The organism is Streptococcus mitis, from assembly GCF_946190375.1.
Classification (GTDB): Bacteria; Bacillota; Bacilli; order Lactobacillales; family Streptococcaceae; genus Streptococcus; species Streptococcus mitis_CJ.
This window is the reverse complement of sequence record NZ_CAMIAF010000029.1, coordinates 1-16,053: the sequence shown is the minus strand read 5'-3', so window position 1 is coordinate 16,053 and position 16,053 is coordinate 1. Positions and strand designations below refer to the sequence as shown.

Genomic DNA, 16,053 nt, shown 5'->3' with positions numbered 1-16,053 from the left:
AAAAGGACTTAGCCCTGTGCAATACAGAACTAAATCCTTCGGATAAATTAATTGTCTAACTTTTTGGGGTCAGTACATTCTATTCAGATCTTTTTTGTTATCCTTGACATTACTGATGGTTCGTAAACCGTAGTTATAGACCCCATAAGTCACAAAGGGCAAGAAAAATGACAAAATAGTGTCGACTGAGTTGAAGTAACCATAGTCAGTTCGGTCCAAGACACGCGCGATGTAGGTACCAGTTAAGATGGGAAAAATAAAATTTAAGACACGAATTCCCATGTAAGATAGAGCATTTAATTTTATACTTTTCATTCAATTTACCTCGTTTTTCATTATATTATAAAGCTAGCTAATAAGAAATGAAGGGCAGTAAGTCAAGCAATCACTTTGAAATCTCAAAGTTTTATTTTAAGTTTTTTTAAGGAAACTATATTATTCTGAAGAACTCTAAAATTTCACAGCCATTTATTGGTAATGACTACAGAATTCCTAGTCATTACTAGAAATGGACTAGTTTCTTTGAATAATAGAACTCCTTAAACCTTCTATTCTAGAACGGGAGGGTCGGTATTTCTTTCATGATAGGACTAGATTGTGGTATAATAGAGAGAATAAGTTTTTTTAGTAAGACAAAGGAGAAAACAGATGATTTATGCAGGAATTCTTGCTGGTGGAACTGGCACACGCATGGGAATCAGTAACTTGCCAAAACAATTTTTAGAGCTAGGTGATCGACCTATTTTGATTCATACAATTGAAAAATTTGTTTTGGAACCAAGTATTGAAAAAATTGTAGTTGGGGTTCATGGAGACTGGGTTTCTCATGCAGAAGATCTTGTAGATAAATATCTTCCTCTTCATAAGGAACGTATCATCATTACAAAGGGTGGTGCTGACCGCAATACAAGTATTGAGAAAATCATTGAAGCCATTGATGCTTATCGTCCGCTTACTCCAGAGGATATCGTTGTTACCCACGATTCTGTTCGTCCATTTATTACACTTCGCATGATTCAGGACAATATCAAACTTGCTCAAAATCATGACGCAGTGGATACAGTGGTAGAAGCGGTTGATACTATCGTTGAAAGTACCAATGGTCAATTCATTACAGATATTCCAAATCGTGCTCACCTTTATCAAGGACAAACACCTCAAACATTCCGTTGCAAGGACTTCATGGACCTTTATGGATCTCTTTCTGATGAAGAGAAGAAAATCTTGACAGATGCATGTAAAATCTTTGTCATTAAAGGAAAAGATGTAGCCTTGGCCAAGGGTGAATACTCAAATCTGAAGATTACAACCGTAACAGATTTGAAGATTGCAAAAAGTATGATTGAGAAAGACTAGTAAAATGATTAATCAAATTTATCAACTAACTAAGCCTAAGTTTATCAATGTCAAATATCAGGAAGAGGCTATTGACCAAGAGAATCATATCCTTATCCGTCCTAATTATATGGCGGTCTGTCATGCGGATCAGCGTTACTACCAAGGGAAACGTGATCCCAAGGTTTTGAATAAAAAACTTCCAATGGCAATGATTCACGAGTCATGTGGAACCGTTATTTCTGACCCTACGGGAACCTATGAGGTTGGGCAAAAAGTTGTCATGATTCCTAATCAGCCTCCTATGCAGAGTGACGAAGAATTCTATGAGAACTACATGACAGGGACCCATTTCTTGTCTAGTGGATTTGATGGCTTTATGAGAGAGTTTGTTTCTCTCCCTAAAGACCGTGTGGTGGCTTATGATGCTATCGAAGATACGGTTGCAGCCATTACAGAGTTTGTCAGTGTTGGCATGCACGCTATGAATCGTCTATTGACCCTTGCTCATAGCAAGCGGGACCGAATCGCCGTTATCGGAGATGGAAGTTTAGCATTTGTGGTTGCCAATATTATCAACTATACTTTGCCAGAAGCAGAGATTGTGGTTATTGGTCGTCATTGGGAAAAATTGGAGCTTTTCTCATTTGCCAAAGAATGCTATATTACTGATGATATTCCTGAAGATTTGGCCTTTGACCATGCTTTTGAGTGTTGTGGTGGTGATGGTACTGGACCAGCCATTAATGACTTGATTCGCTATATTCGTCCTCAGGGAACGATTCTCATGATGGGTGTTAGCGAGTATAAAGTCAATCTCAATACACGCGATGCCTTAGAAAAAGGCTTGCTCTTAGTTGGATCTTCTCGTTCTGGTCGCATCGATTTTGAAAATGCAATCCAAATGATGGAAGTCAAGAAATTTGCCAATCGTCTTAAAAATATCCTTTATCTAGAAGAACCTGTAAGAGAAATTAAAGATATTCACCGTGTCTTTGCAACCGATTTAAACACAGCCTTTAAAACCGTGTTTAAGTGGGAAGTATAAGTCCTGGAGGTTAATTGTGGAGAAAATCATTAAAGAAAAAATTTCTTCCCTACTTAGTCAAGAAGAGGAAGTCCTCAGTGTTGAACAACTGGGGGGAATGACCAATCAAAACTATTTGGTCAAAACAACAAATAAGCAATACATTGTTAAGTTCTTTGGTAAAGGGACAGAAAAGCTGATCAATCGTCAAGATGAAAAGTATAATCTTGAACTACTAAAGGATTTAGACTTAGATGTAAAAAATTATCTTTTTGATATTGAAGCTGGTATCAAAGTAAATGAGTATATCGAATCTGCGATTACGCTTGATTCAACGTCAATCAAGACCTAATTTGATAAAATTGCTCCAATATTACAAACCATTCATGCTTCTGGCAAGGAATTAAGAGGAGAATTTGCTCCTTTTGAAGAAATCAAAAAATACGAATCCTTGATTGAAGAGAAAATCCCTTATACCAACTATGAAGCTGTTCGAGAAGAAGTCTTCTCCTTAGAGAAAAGACTGGCTGACTTAGGTGTTGACAGAAAATCTTGTCATATTGATTTGGTGCCTGAAAACTTTATCGAATCACCTCAAGGACGACTTTATTTGATTGACTGGGAATATTCATCAATGAATGATCCAATGTGGGATTTGGCAGCCCTCTTTTTAGAGTCCGAATTCACTCCCCAAGAGGAAGAAGCTTTCTTATCTCACTATGAGAGTGAGCAAACATCTGTCTCTCGTGAAAAGATTGCCATTTATAAAATTTTACAAGATGCTATTTGGAGTCTATGGACAGTCTACAAAGAAGAGCAAGGTGCAGATTTTGGTGACTATGGTGTGAGTCGTTACCAAAGAGCTGTTAAAGGTTTGTCATATTATGGAGGTTCAGATGAAAAATAAAAATGGAGTTTCTTTTGGTCTACTCTCAGGTATTTTCTGGGGTTTAGGTCTAACGATTAGTGCTTATATCTTTTCGATTTTTACAGATTTGTCGCCCTTTGTGGTGGCTGCTGCTCACGATTTCTTGAGTATCTTTATCTTACTAGCTTTTCTCTTGGTAAAAGAAGGAAAAGTTCGTCTCTCAATTTTCTTAAATATTCGCAATGTTAGTGTTATCATCGGAGCCTTGCTAGCAGGCCCTATCGGTATGCAGGCCAATCTTTATGCGGTTAAGTATATCGGAAGTTCCTTAGCTTCATCTGTATCAGCTATTTACCCTGCGATTTCAGTTTTATTGGCTTTCTTCTTTTTGAAGCACAAGATTTCGAAAAATACTGTGTTTGGGATTGTCTTGATTATTGGAGGTATAATTGCTCAGACCTATAAGGTTGAACAGGTCAATTCCTTCTACATTGGGATTCTCTGTGCTTTGGTTTGTGCCATTGCATGGGGAAGTGAGAGTGTTCTAAGCTCTTTTGCTATGGAAAGTGAACTGAGTGAAATCGAAGCCCTCTTAATTCGTCAAGTAACTTCATTCTTGTCCTATCTTGTGATTGTGCTCTTCTCTCATCAGTCATTTGCAGAAGTGGCCAATGGACAATTGCTAGGTCTTATGATCGTCTTTGCAGCCTTTGATATGATTTCCTACTTGGCTTATTATATCGCTATCAATCGCTTGCAACCAGCCAAGGCTACAGGATTGAACGTGAGCTATGTAGTTTGGACTGTCTTGTTTGCAGTTGTTTTCTTGGGTGCACCACTAGATATGCTGACAATTATTACGTCACTTGTCGTTATTGCTGGAGTTTATATTATTATTAAAGAATAAAGGAGATTCGTGTGAAAGCCATCATCTTAGCAGCGGGATTGGGAACTCGCTTGCGTCCTATGACTGAAAATACCCCTAAAGCCTTGGTTCAGGTTAATCAAAAACCTTTGATTGAATACCAAATTGAGTTTTTAAAAGAAAAAGGAATTAATGACATCATCATCATCGTTGGTTACCTTAAAGAACAATTCGATTACTTAAAAGAAAAATATGGAGTTCGCCTCGTTTTCAATGATAAATACGCTGACTACAATAACTTTTACTCTCTCTATCTTGTAAAAGAAGAGTTGGCTAACAGCTATGTTATTGATGCGGATAACTATCTCTTCAAAAATATGTTCCGCAATGATTTGACACGTTCGACTTATTTTAGTGTTTATCGTGAAGATTGTACCAACGAATGGTTCTTGGTCTATGGAGATGACTATAAGGTTCAAGACATTACTGTTGATAGCAAGGCTGGTCGTATCCTTAGTGGTGTATCCTTCTGGGACGCTCCAACTGCAGAAAAGATTGTCAGCTTTATCGACAAGGCTTATGCAAGTGGTGAATTTGTTGATCTCTACTGGGACAATATGGTTAAGGATAACATCAAAGAGCTAGATGTCTATGTTGAAGAATTAGAAGGCAATAGCATCTATGAAATCGATAGTGTCCAAGACTATCATAAATTAGAAGAAATTCTTAAAAACGAAAATTAAAGATTCCAACATCTGGCTAAAATAGTCGGATGTTTTTTTGATTTTTTACGAATAAATAGATGAGTAGAAAAAGAAATGGAGATATTTATGAAAATCACAAACTATGAAATCTATAAGTTAATAAAATCAGGTTTGACTAATCAACAGATTTTGAATGTCCTAGAATACGGTGAAAATGTCGATCAAGAACTGTTGTTAGGCGATATTGCAGAAATATCAGGTTGCCGTAATCCAGCCGTTTTTATGGAACGTTATTTTCAGATAGACGATGCGCATTTGGAGAAGGAGTTTAAAAAATTTCCATCTTTCTCTATTTTAGATGACTGTTATCCTTGGGATTTGAGTGAAATATATGATGCACCTGTGCTTTTATTTTACAAGGGAAATCTGGATCTCTTGAAATTCCCGAAGGTAGCGGTCGTAGGAAGTCGTGCTTGTAGCAAACAGGGAGCTAAGTCGGTTGAAAAAATTATTCAGGGTTTGGAAAATGAACTGGTTATCGTCAGTGGCTTAGCCAAGGGTATCGATACAGCAGCTCATATGGCAGCTCTTCAGAATGGCGGAAAAACCATTGCAGTGATTGGAACAGGACTGGATGTGTTTTATCCTAAAGCCAATAAACGCTTGCAAGACTACATCGGCAATGACCATCTGGTTCTAAGTGAATACGGACCTGGTGAACAACCTCTGAAATTTCATTTTCCTGCCCGTAATCGCATCATCGCTGGACTTTGTCGAGGTGTGATTGTAGCAGAGGCTAAGATGCGCTCGGGGAGTCTCATTACCTGTGAGAGGGCAATGGAAGAAGGACGCGATGTTTTTGCTATTCCTGGAAGTATTTTAGATGGACTATCAGACGGTTGCCATCATTTGATTCAAGAAGGAGCAAAATTGGTCACCAGTGGGCAAGATGTTCTTGCAGAATTTGAATTTTAATACTCTTCGAAAATCTCTTCAAACCACGTCAGCTTCACCTTGCCGTACTCAAGTACAGCCTGCGGCTAGCTTCCTAGTTTGCTCTTTGATTTTCATTGACTATAAGAAGAAAGTCCGCTTACTAAACAAACTTTTCTTCTATATATTGGAGCTAAGTCTTGACAGTTATGGCAAAATGGTTTACACTTTATAAAGTTTATTACTTTGAAAAGGTGTGATACTGTGGCTACGGCAACAAAAAAGAAAAAATCAACAGTTAAAAAAAATCTAGTAATCGTGGAGTCGCCTGCTAAGGCCAAGACGATTGAAAAATATCTTGGCAGAAACTACAAGGTTTTAGCCAGTGTCGGGCATATTAGGGATTTGAAGAAATCCAGTATGTCCGTCGATATTGAAAATAATTATGAACCGCAATATATCAATATCCGAGGAAAAGGCCCTCTTATCAATGACTTGAAAAAAGAAGCCAAAAAAGCTAATAAAGTCTTTCTGGCGAGTGACCCGGACCGTGAAGGAGAAGCGATTTCTTGGCATTTGGCCCACATTCTCAACTTGGATGAAAATGATGCCAACCGTGTGGTCTTCAATGAAATCACCAAGGATGCGGTCAAAAATGCTTTTAAAGAACCTCGTAAGATTGATATGGACTTGGTCGATGCCCAACAGGCACGTCGTGTCTTGGACCGCTTGGTAGGCTATTCGATTTCGCCTATTTTGTGGAAGAAGGTAAAAAAGGGCTTATCAGCAGGTCGCGTACAGTCTATTGCCCTTAAACTCATTATTGACCGTGAAAATGAAATCAACGCCTTCCAGCCAGAAGAATACTGGACAGTTGATGCTGTCTTTAAAAAGGGAACCAAGCAATTTCAGGCTTCTTTCTATGGAGTAGATGGCAAAAAGCTGAAACTGACTAGCAATGATGAGGTCAAGGAAGTCTTGTCTCGTCTGACTAGCAAAGATTTTTCAGTGGATCAGGTAGATAAGAAAGAGCGCAAACGCAATGCTCCATTACCCTATACCACTTCATCTATGCAGATGGATGCTGCCAACAAAATCAATTTCCGTACTCGAAAAACCATGATGGTTGCCCAACAGCTCTATGAAGGAATTAATATCGGTTCTGGTGTTCAAGGTTTGATTACCTATATGCGTACTGATTCGACTCGTATCAGTCCAGTAGCGCAGAACGAAGCAGCAAGTTTCATTACGGACCGTTTTGGTAGCAAGTATTCTAAGCATGGTAGCAAGGTCAAAAATGCTTCTGGGGCTCAGGATGCCCACGAGGCTATTCGTCCGTCTAGTGTCTTTAATACACCTGAAAGTATTGCTAAGTATCTGGACAAGGATCAGCTCAAGCTTTATACCCTTATCTGGAATCGTTTTGTAGCGAGCCAGATGACAGCTGCTGTCTTTGATACTATGGCTGTTAAATTGTCTCAAAATGGAGTTCAATTTGCTGCCAATGGTAGTCAGGTTAAGTTTGATGGTTATCTTGCCATTTATAATGATTCTGATAAGAATAAGATGTTACCAGATATGGCTGTTGGAGATGTAGTCAAGCAAGTTAATAGCAAACCAGAGCAACATTTCACCCAACCGCCTGCTCGCTATTCTGAAGCGACCCTTATCAAGACCTTGGAGGAAAATGGGGTTGGCCGTCCGTCAACCTACGCACCAACCATTGAAACTATTCAGAAACGTTACTATGTTCGCCTTGCGGCCAAACGTTTTGAACCAACAGAGTTGGGAGAAATTGTTAACAAGCTCATCGTTGAATATTTCCCAGATATCGTAAACGTGACCTTCACAGCTGAAATGGAAGGCAAACTGGATGATGTCGAAGTTGGAAAAGAGCAGTGGCAACGTGTCATTGATGCCTTTTATAAACCATTCTCCAAAGAAGTGGCCAAGGCTGAAGAAGAAATGGAAAAAATCCAAATCAAGGATGAACCAGCTGGATTTGACTGTGAAGTGTGTGGCAGTCCAATGGTCATTAAACTTGGTCGTTTTGGTAAGTTCTATGCTTGTAGCAATTTCCCAGATTGTCGCCATACCCAAGCAATCGTGAAAGAAATCGGTGTCGAGTGCCCAAGTTGTCATCAGGGACAAATCATTGAGCGAAAAACCAAACGTAATCGCCTCTTCTATGGTTGCAACCGCTATCCAGAATGTGAATTTACCTCTTGGGACAAGCCTGTTGGTCGTGACTGTCCAAAATGTGGCAACTTCCTCATGGAGAAAAAAGTCCGTGGTGGTGGCAAGCAGGTTGTTTGTAGCAAGGGTGACTACGAAGAAGAAAAGATTAAATAAGAGGAGAGTCCTGAAAGTGAATTTCAGGCTCTTTTTGGTTGGAACTTGACAAAATTCATCATTTTATGCGAAACTAGAAGAGGATTATTTTAATTAGGAGTAGTTATGCGTATTATTTATCTTATTATTGGTTTTTTATCACTAGCCTTGGCTATTATTGGGGTTGTTTTGCCTTTGCTACCTACAACGCCTTTCCTTTTGTTGTCTATTGCTTGTTTCTCCAGAAGTTCCAAGCGCTTCGAAGATTGGCTTTACCATACCAAGCTCTATCAAACATATGTAGCTGATTTTCGCGAGACCAAGTCCATTGAGCGTGAACGTAAGAAAAAAATCATCGTATCCATCTACATCTTGATGGGAATTTCCATTTATTTTGCCCCTCTTTTACCGGTCAAAATTGGTCTAGGAGCCTTGACCATCTTTATCACCTATTATCTCTTCAAGGTTATTCCGGACAAAGAATAAGTAAAATTTGTAACTATTTCCCTTGATAAAATTGAAAGCATATTCACAATAATATGATATAATAAATTCAAAGTAATAATCAAGGAGAATCAAATGATTTACGAATTTTGTGCTGAAAATGTGACCTTGCTTGAAAAAGCGATGCAGGCTGGATCTCGTCGAATCGAACTCTGTGATAATCTAGCAGTTGGTGGGACAACTCCCAGCTATGGAGTGACCAAGGCAGCGGTTGAATTGGCAGCTAACTACGATACGACCATTATGACCATGATTCGTCCACGTGGTGGCGACTTTGTCTATAATGACCTAGAAATTGATATCATGTTAGAAGACATTCGGTTGACAGCTCAGGCTGGAAGTCAAGGGGCTGTATTTGGGGCTTTAACTGCTGAGAAGAAGTTGGATAAGCCTAATCTTGAAAAGTTAATTGCTGCATCAAAAGGAATGGAAATTGTCTTCCACATGGCCTTTGATGAATTGAGCGATGAAGATCAACTAGAAGCTATTGACTGGCTCAGCCAAGCTGGAGTCACTCGTATCTTAACTCGTGCAGGTGTGTCTAGTGACTTTTTAGAGAAACGTTTCGCCCATTATCACAGAATTTTGGAATATGCTAAAGGCAAAATTGAAATTCTACCAGGTGGGGGGATTGACTTGGACAACCGTCAAACCTTTATAGACCAGCTGGGTGTGACACAATTGCATGGAACCAAGGTTGTCTTTTAAAAAATAGAAAGGAACTGCTAGCTTTGGGTAGCAGTTTTCACTTATGTTTGAAATTTTTAAATCCTATCAGTTTAATCAAGAAAAGGCTCGTGCCTATGGTTTTGTAGAAAGTAGTGGAGTTTGGACTTATAGCTGCATGATTTTGCAGGGTGATTTTGTCATGACTGTGTCCATCACTGCTGATAATGTGAGCTTTCAAGTCTTTGACCAGGAAACGGGTGACCTCTATCCTCAAGTTCATATGGAAAGTATGACAGGAAGTTTTGTTGCAAGTGTCCGTGAGGCTTGTCTGGAGATTCTCTACCAGCTTCGGAAGGCTTGTTTTGATGTGCAGGATTTTATCTGTCCTCAGACTAAGCGTATCATGGCTCAAGTTCAGGAAAAGTACGGAAATCAGTTGGAGTATCTGTGGGAGAAATCGCCTGATACGGCAGTCTTAAGACATGAAAGTAATAAAAAGTGGTATGCCGTCTTGATGAGAATCTCTTGGGATAAGCTGGAAAAGGGTAGAGAAGGATTAGTGGAAGCAGTCAATCTCAAACATGATCAAGTAGTGGACCTGCTTTCACAAAAGGGTATTTATCCAGCTTTTCATATGAACAAACGCTACTGGATCAGTGTGGCTTTTGATGATACTTTGTCAGATGAAATGGTACTGGAATTGATAGAAAAAAGTTGGAATTTAACTTCTAAAAAATGAAACATTTCAAGGATTTTCAATAACTTTCAATTAGCTAAATATTCTATACTGAAGAAATTTTCAGAAAATATTTGATTTTTTCTTGACAAGTGCTTTTGCCTGTGCTAAAATACTAAACAAGATATCAAACGAAGGAGAAAGTCAAACATGAGAACAGCTAAGTTTAATCAATTTGCTTTGTTGTTGAGGTACTCGGGCTAGTGCAAAAAGCATTAGTCCTGTTTGGCTTACCAAGCGGGAGTGAATCAGCATCTCGCTTGGACTTCTAAGCGAGATGTTTTTTTAAAAACCACATTTGGAAAAGGGGAAATCTTATGAGAACAGTTGAATTTCTAGATACCAGCCTTCGGGATGGAGAACAGACACCTGGTGTTAATTTTTCAATCAAGGAAAAAATTGCCATTGCAAGACAGCTGGAGAAATGGGGCATTTCAGCCATAGAAGCTGGTTTTCCAGCGGCGAGTCCTGATTCATTCACAGCAGTGCAGGAGATTGCTAAGGTCTTGAAGAAAACGGCGGTGACTGGCTTGGCACGTTCGATCAAGTCTGATATTGATGCTTGTTACGAGGCCCTCAAGGATGCCAAGTATCCACAAGTTCACGTCTTTATTGCTACCAGTCCCATTCACCGCAAGTATAAGCTCAATAAGAGCAAGGAAGAGATTTTGGAAGCTATTAAGGAGCATGTTTCCTATGCCCGTTCTAAGTTTGAGATTGTCGAATTCTCTCCTGAGGATGCGACTAGAACAGAGTTGGATTTCCTCTTGCAAGTTGTTCAAACAGCGGTTGATGCAGGGGCGTCTTATATCAATATTCCTGATACGGTAGGATTTACCACACCAGAGGAATATGGAGCTATCTTCAAACACTTGATTGAGAATGTCAAGACGGATCGTCAGATCATCTATTCACCTCACTGTCATGATGATCTTGGAATGGCAGTGGCTAATAGCCTTGCTGCCGTCAAGAATGGGGCAGGACGTGTTGAGGGGACTATCAATGGTATTGGGGAGCGAGCTGGAAATGCTGCCTTGGAAGAAATTGCAGTTGCTCTCAATATTCGCCAAGATTACTATCAAGCAGAAACCAGTATTGTCCTAAATGAGACCATCAATACGTCAGAAATGGTTTCTCGCTTCTCAGGAATTCCAGTTCCTAAAAACAAGGCTGTGGTTGGTGGCAATGCCTTCTCTCACGAGTCTGGTATTCACCAAGATGGAGTTCTTAAAAATCCTCTTACTTATGAGATTATCACCCCTGAATTGGTTGGTGTTAAGAGTAATAGTCTTCCGCTTGGAAAATTGTCAGGTCGCCATGCCTTTGTTGAGAAACTAAGAGAATTGGCCCTAGATTTTACAGAAGAGGATATCAAACCACTCTTTGCTAAGTTCAAGGCTCTGGCAGACAAGAAGCAAGAAATCACAGATGCAGATATTCGTGCTCTGGTAGCTGGAACCATGGTTGAAAACCCAGAAGGCTTCCACTTTGATGATTTACAACTGCAAACCCATGCAGATAATGACATTGAAGCGCTTGTTAGCCTGGCTAATATGGATGGTGAGAAAGTCGAGTTCAACGCGTCAGGACAAGGTTCTGTTGAAGCGGTCTTTAACGCTATCGATAAGTTCTTTAACCAATCTGTCCGTTTGGTGTCCTATACCATTGATGCTGTGACAGATGGAATTGATGCCCAGGCTCGGGTCTTGGTCACTGTTGAAAACAGAGATACAGAAACCATATTTAATGCAGCAGGTCTTGATTTCGATGTGTTGAAGGCTTCGGCTATTGCTTACATCAATGCTAATACCTTTGTTCAAAAAGAGAATGCTGGTGAGATGGGACGTAGCGTTTCCTATCGCGACATGCCTAGTGTGTAAAGGAGAAGGCTATGACAAAGAAAATAGTAGCTCTAGCAGGGGACGGAATTGGCCCAGAAATCATGGAGGCTGGTTTAGAAGTTCTGGAGGCTCTAGCTAAAAAAACAGGCTTTGTCTATGAAATAGACAGACGACCTTTTGGAGGTGCAGGTATTGATGCTGCAGGGCATCCCTTACCTGATGAAACCCTCAAGGCAAGTAGAGAAGCAGATGCCATTCTCCTAGCGGCTATCGGTAGTCCCCGGTATGATAGTGCAACGGTTCGGCCTGAACAAGGCTTGCTGGCTCTCCGTAAGGAACTCAATCTCTATGCTAATATTCGCCCGGTTAAAATATTTGAGAGTCTTAAGCATTTGTCACCTCTCAAACCAGAACGAATTGCTGGTGTAGACTTTGTCGTGGTGCGTGAGTTGACAGGCGGGATTTACTTTGGAGATCATATCCTTGAAGAGCGCAAAGCGCGTGATATCAACGACTATAGCTATGAGGAAGTAGAGCGGATTATTCGCAAGGCCTTTGAAATTGCAAGAAATCGCAGAAAAATCGTTACTAGTATCGATAAGCAAAATGTTCTAGCGACATCAAAACTCTGGCGGAAAGTAGCTGAGAAGGTATCACAGGATTTTCCAGATGTAACCTTGGAGCACCAGTTGGTGGACTCAGCTGCCATGATTATGATTACCAATCCTGCCAAGTTTGATGTCATCGTGACGGAGAATCTTTTCGGCGATATCTTATCTGATGAATCAAGCGTTCTATCTGGCACACTTGGAGTTATGCCATCAGCCAGTCATTCTGAAAATGGACCAAGTCTCTATGAACCTATTCACGGTTCAGCACCTGATATTGCTGGTCAAGGCATTGCAAATCCTATCTCCATGATTTTATCAGTTGCCATGATGTTGAGAGATAGTTTTGGACGTTATGAGGATGCAGAGCGTATTGAGCGTGCTGTTGAGGCAAGTTTAGCGGCTGACATTTTAACAAGAGATATAGGTGGACAGGCTTCAACTAAGGAAATGACAGAAGCTATTATTGCAAGGTTATGAAGTTAGACGAAAGAATTACTCTAGTCCTTTTGATTTGGAATGTCATGGTTTTCTTGATTTATGGCATTGACAAATCTAAGGCAAGGAGAAGAGTTTGGCGCATCCCAGAGAAAATCTTACTCATTTTAGCCTTTACTTGTGGTGGTTTTGGGGCCTGGTTAGCAGGAATCATCTTTCACCACAAGACTCGAAAATGGTATTTTAAAACAGTTTGGTTTCTCGGAATGGTGTCCACACTAGTAGCCTTATATTTTATTTGGAGGTAATGGATGGCAGGAAAATCGATTTTTGATAAATTATGGGACCGTCATGTCATCACAGGAGAAGAGGGGCAGCCCCAACTCATGTATGTGGATCAGCACTATATTCATGAAGTGACCAGTCCTCAAGCTTTTCAAGGATTACGAGATGCAGGACGCAGATTGAGACGACCAGACTTGACATTTGGAACTTTTGACCACAATGTCCCGACAGTCAATATCTACGATATTCGAGATGTGATTTCTAAGGCTCAAATTGATAAGCTGGCTGAAAATGTTGAGGAGTTTGGGATTGAACATGCGGCCCACGGTTCTGAAAAGCAGGGGATTGTTCATATGGTTGGTCCAGAAACAGGGAGAACCCAACCAGGAAAATTCATCGTCTGTGGAGACAGTCATACGGCTACTCACGGAGCTTTTGGAGCCATCGCCTTTGGGATTGGGACTAGTGAGGTTGAGCATGTCTTCGCTACCCAGACACTCTGGCAGGTCAAACCCAAGAAAATGCTGGTAGAATTCACTGGTGTTCCTCAAAAAGGAGTTTATTCTAAGGATTTCATTCTAGCCTTGATTGCTAAGTACGGCGTTGCCTGTGGTGTTGGCTATGTGGTGGAATATCGGGGACAAGCGATTGATGCACTGAGCATGGAAGAGCGAATGACCATCTGCAATATGTCCATCGAGTTTGGATCTAAGATGGGAATCATGAATCCGGATCAGACGACTTATGACTATCTCAAGGGGCGAGAATGTGTCCCAGAGGACTTTGAAGAGGCTGTGGCGGATTGGAAAACAATTGTCAGTGATGATGATGCTGTTTACGATAAGGTTATCCGGATGGATGTCTCAAACCTAGCTCCCATGGTGACCTGGGGAACCAATCCTGCTATGGGGGTTGACTTTGACAGTAGCTTCCCAGAAATTAAAGATATGAATGATGAGCGAGCCTACAATTACATGGACTTGGAGCCTGGTCAAAAGCCAGCTGATATTGAACTAGGCTATATCTTTATCGGTTCTTGTACAAATGCTCGTCTCAGCGACTTGCAACTGGCTGCGCGATTTGTCGAAGGGAAGAAAATAGCACCTAACTTAACGGCTATCGTGGTTCCGGGCTCTCGTCCTGTCAAACGAGCTGCTGAGAAGTTGGGTTTGGATAAGGTTTTCATAGATGCTGGCTTTGAGTGGAGAGACCCAGGTTGTTCTATGTGCCTAGGAATGAATCCGGACAAGGTTCCTGATGGTGTCCACTGCGCTTCAACCAGCAACCGCAACTTTGAAGACAGACAGGGCTTTGGTGCTAAGACCCACCTCTGCAGTCCAGCCATGGCAGCTGCGGCAGCTATTGCAGGGCGCTTTGTAGATGTTCGACAAATGCCAGAAGCTCAGTAAGGAGAGGATATGGAGAAATTTACAGTTTATACGGGAACGACCGTTCCTCTCATGAATGATAACATCGATACCGATCAAATCCTACCTAAGCAGTTTCTCAAGTTAATTGATAAAAAAGGCTTTGGTAAGTACCTCATGTATGCTTGGCGTTATTTGGATGACAAGTATACTGAGGATCCAGACTTTGTCTTTAACAGACCTGAATACCGTAAAGCAACTATCCTCATCTCAGGGAATAACTTTGGGGCAGGTTCTTCGAGAGAACACGCAGCTTGGGCCTTAGCAGACTATGGTTTTAAGGTTGTGATTGCAGGGTCTTTCGGTGACATTCATTACAATAATGAACTCAATAATAGCATGTTACCTATTGTTCAGCCTAGAGAGGTTAGAGAGAAACTAGCCCAGCTAAAACCAACCGACCAGGTAACTGTGGACTTGGAACAACAAAAAATCATCTCACCAGTTGGAGAATTCACTTTTGAAATCGATAGCGAGTGGAAACACAAACTCTTAAATGGTTTGGATGATATCGGTATTACTTTGCAGTATGAAGATTTGATTGCTGCCTATGAAAAACAACGACCAGCCTACTGGCAGGATTAGAAGAAAATTAGAAAAGGAAATAGAATTATGACAAAACACATTCAATGGAACGGAACACTTTCACAAGAAGGCTATGATATTTTAAAAGGTGAGGGCGGATGTATCGTTTGCCCTACTAAAGTTGGTTACATTATCATGACTAGCGACAAGGCAGGACTTGAACGCAAGTTCGCAGCCAAAGAGCGTAACCGTAACAAACCAGGCGTTGTTCTCTGTGGTAGCATGGATGAGCTTCGCGCTTTAGCACAACTCAACCCAGAAATTGAAGCCTTCTACCAAAAACATTGGGACGAAGATATTCTTCTTGGTTGTATCCTTCCTTGGAAACCAGAAGCCTTTGAAAAACTGAAAGCATACGGTGATGGCCGTGAAGAACTCATGACTGACGTGCGTGGTACTAGCTGCTTTGTTATCAAGTTCGGGAAAGCTGGTGAACAATTGGCTGCCAAACTTTGGGAAGAAGGCAAGATGGTTTATGCCTCATCAGCTAACCCATCTGGAAAAGGAAACCGTGGTAAGGTAGAAGGTATCGGAGAACGCATCGAACGGGCAGTTGACCTTGTTATCGAGGCAGACGACTATGTGGCATCTATCCAGCCTGACAAAACGATTGAAACACGCTACGAGCAGGGTGTGATGGTCTCTATGGTCGATAAAGACGGCAAACTCATCCCAGAACAAGGAGGAGCTCGTTCAACATCACCAGCACCAGTTGTAATCCGCAAAGGGCTTGACATTGATAAGATTATGATGCACCTGTCAGATACCTTTAACTCATGGGACTACCGTCAGGGTGAGTATTATTAAGATAAAAAATAAGTGGCTCTATAATATTTGTAGTGGGTAAATCCCCTATAGATATTATGGAGCCTATTTTGTTGTAGAAAAAAAGTCCCA

15 protein-coding genes and 2 pseudogenes are annotated in these 16,053 nt (G+C 40.8%); 16 read left to right on the top strand and 1 reads right to left on the bottom strand.

Translation table 11 applies throughout. The features are described from left to right. Positions 1–72: 72 nt before the first annotated feature. Positions 73–315, bottom strand: a pseudogene (locus N8M09_RS10705) (oligosaccharide flippase family protein); the annotation flags it as partial. 333 nt (positions 316–648) lie between these two features. Between N8M09_RS10705 and N8M09_RS10700 the strand changes: the two are divergent. From N8M09_RS10700 to N8M09_RS10625, 16 genes and pseudogenes are all read left to right on the top strand, one after another. Further along, positions 649–1,356: an IspD/TarI family cytidylyltransferase gene (locus tag N8M09_RS10700; RefSeq protein WP_033677374.1), complete on the top strand. Its 708-nt coding sequence runs from the start codon at positions 649–651 to the stop codon at positions 1,354–1,356. Between the two features lie 4 nt (positions 1,357–1,360). Beyond that, complete coding sequence (locus tag N8M09_RS10695) at positions 1,361–2,383, top strand: ribitol-5-phosphate dehydrogenase (RefSeq protein WP_261065161.1); 1,023 nt, start codon at positions 1,361–1,363, stop codon at positions 2,381–2,383. Between the two features lie 16 nt (positions 2,384–2,399). Then, a pseudogene (locus tag N8M09_RS10690) lies at positions 2,400–3,269 on the top strand (phosphotransferase). Further along, positions 3,259–4,137, top strand: coding sequence for a DMT family transporter (locus N8M09_RS10685; protein WP_004269680.1), 879 nt, complete (start codon positions 3,259–3,261; stop codon positions 4,135–4,137). Before N8M09_RS10690 ends, N8M09_RS10685 begins: the two are co-directional and overlap by 11 nt. Positions 4,138–4,148: 11 nt before the next feature. Beyond that, positions 4,149–4,838: a sugar phosphate nucleotidyltransferase gene (locus N8M09_RS10680; RefSeq protein WP_000643974.1), complete on the top strand. Its 690-nt coding sequence runs from the start codon at positions 4,149–4,151 to the stop codon at positions 4,836–4,838. Between the two features lie 87 nt (positions 4,839–4,925). After that, on the top strand, positions 4,926–5,774 hold the full coding sequence (dprA, locus tag N8M09_RS10675) for a DNA-processing protein DprA (RefSeq protein ID WP_261065160.1): 849 nt from the start codon (positions 4,926–4,928) through the stop codon (positions 5,772–5,774). A gap of 222 nt (positions 5,775–5,996) precedes the next feature. Next, on the top strand, positions 5,997–8,084 hold the full coding sequence (gene topA, locus N8M09_RS10670; RefSeq protein WP_261065158.1) for a type I DNA topoisomerase: 2,088 nt from the start codon (positions 5,997–5,999) through the stop codon (positions 8,082–8,084). A 105-nt stretch (positions 8,085–8,189) separates the two neighbouring features. Beyond that, positions 8,190–8,549, top strand: a complete 360-nt coding sequence (locus N8M09_RS10665; protein ID WP_261065156.1) for a YbaN family protein — start codon at positions 8,190–8,192, stop codon at positions 8,547–8,549. A gap of 93 nt (positions 8,550–8,642) precedes the next feature. After that, on the top strand, positions 8,643–9,275 hold the full coding sequence (locus N8M09_RS10660; RefSeq protein ID WP_261065155.1) for a copper homeostasis protein CutC: 633 nt from the start codon (positions 8,643–8,645) through the stop codon (positions 9,273–9,275). Between the two features lie 43 nt (positions 9,276–9,318). After that, positions 9,319–9,975, top strand: coding sequence for an MmcQ/YjbR family DNA-binding protein (locus N8M09_RS10655; protein WP_261065153.1), 657 nt, complete (start codon positions 9,319–9,321; stop codon positions 9,973–9,975). A 314-nt stretch (positions 9,976–10,289) separates the two neighbouring features. Then, positions 10,290–11,852, top strand: a complete 1,563-nt coding sequence (locus tag N8M09_RS10650) for a 2-isopropylmalate synthase (RefSeq protein WP_261065151.1) — start codon at positions 10,290–10,292, stop codon at positions 11,850–11,852. An 11-nt stretch (positions 11,853–11,863) separates the two neighbouring features. After that, entirely contained in the window at positions 11,864–12,901 is a 1,038-nt protein-coding gene (leuB, locus tag N8M09_RS10645; RefSeq protein ID WP_261065149.1) for a 3-isopropylmalate dehydrogenase, read from the top strand. Continuing rightward, positions 12,898–13,167, top strand: coding sequence for a DUF1294 domain-containing protein (locus N8M09_RS10640; RefSeq protein WP_261065148.1), 270 nt, complete (start codon positions 12,898–12,900; stop codon positions 13,165–13,167). The genes leuB and N8M09_RS10640 overlap by 4 nt, the downstream gene beginning before the upstream one ends. A gap of 3 nt (positions 13,168–13,170) precedes the next feature. Continuing rightward, positions 13,171–14,553, top strand: a complete 1,383-nt coding sequence (gene leuC / locus N8M09_RS10635; protein ID WP_261065146.1) for a 3-isopropylmalate dehydratase large subunit — start codon at positions 13,171–13,173, stop codon at positions 14,551–14,553. A 9-nt stretch (positions 14,554–14,562) separates the two neighbouring features. Beyond that, entirely contained in the window at positions 14,563–15,156 is a 594-nt protein-coding gene (gene leuD / locus N8M09_RS10630) for a 3-isopropylmalate dehydratase small subunit (RefSeq protein WP_261065143.1), read from the top strand. Positions 15,157–15,183: 27 nt separating this feature from the next. After that, on the top strand, positions 15,184–15,963 hold the full coding sequence (locus N8M09_RS10625; protein WP_261065142.1) for an L-threonylcarbamoyladenylate synthase: 780 nt from the start codon (positions 15,184–15,186) through the stop codon (positions 15,961–15,963). The last annotated feature ends 90 nt before the right edge of the window (positions 15,964–16,053 follow it).

What these genes read in the sequence shown, in the direction of transcription:
- N8M09_RS10700 (WP_033677374.1), top strand. Translation starts at nt 649, where the DNA reads ATGATTTATGCAGGAATTCTTGCTGGTGGAACTGGCACACGCATGGGA.
- N8M09_RS10695 (WP_261065161.1), top strand. Translation starts at nt 1,361, where the DNA reads ATGATTAATCAAATTTATCAACTAACTAAGCCTAAGTTTATCAATGTC.
- N8M09_RS10685 (WP_004269680.1), top strand. Translation starts at nt 3,259, where the DNA reads ATGAAAAATAAAAATGGAGTTTCTTTTGGTCTACTCTCAGGTATTTTC.
- dprA (WP_261065160.1), top strand. Translation starts at nt 4,926, where the DNA reads ATGAAAATCACAAACTATGAAATCTATAAGTTAATAAAATCAGGTTTG.
- N8M09_RS10665 (WP_261065156.1), top strand. Translation starts at nt 8,190, where the DNA reads ATGCGTATTATTTATCTTATTATTGGTTTTTTATCACTAGCCTTGGCT.
- N8M09_RS10660 (WP_261065155.1), top strand. Translation starts at nt 8,643, where the DNA reads ATGATTTACGAATTTTGTGCTGAAAATGTGACCTTGCTTGAAAAAGCG.
- N8M09_RS10655 (WP_261065153.1), top strand. Translation starts at nt 9,319, where the DNA reads ATGTTTGAAATTTTTAAATCCTATCAGTTTAATCAAGAAAAGGCTCGT.
- N8M09_RS10650 (WP_261065151.1), top strand. Translation starts at nt 10,290, where the DNA reads ATGAGAACAGTTGAATTTCTAGATACCAGCCTTCGGGATGGAGAACAG.
- leuB (WP_261065149.1), top strand. Translation starts at nt 11,864, where the DNA reads ATGACAAAGAAAATAGTAGCTCTAGCAGGGGACGGAATTGGCCCAGAA.
- N8M09_RS10640 (WP_261065148.1), top strand. Translation starts at nt 12,898, where the DNA reads ATGAAGTTAGACGAAAGAATTACTCTAGTCCTTTTGATTTGGAATGTC.
- leuC (WP_261065146.1), top strand. Translation starts at nt 13,171, where the DNA reads ATGGCAGGAAAATCGATTTTTGATAAATTATGGGACCGTCATGTCATC.
- leuD (WP_261065143.1), top strand. Translation starts at nt 14,563, where the DNA reads ATGGAGAAATTTACAGTTTATACGGGAACGACCGTTCCTCTCATGAAT.
- N8M09_RS10625 (WP_261065142.1), top strand. Translation starts at nt 15,184, where the DNA reads ATGACAAAACACATTCAATGGAACGGAACACTTTCACAAGAAGGCTAT.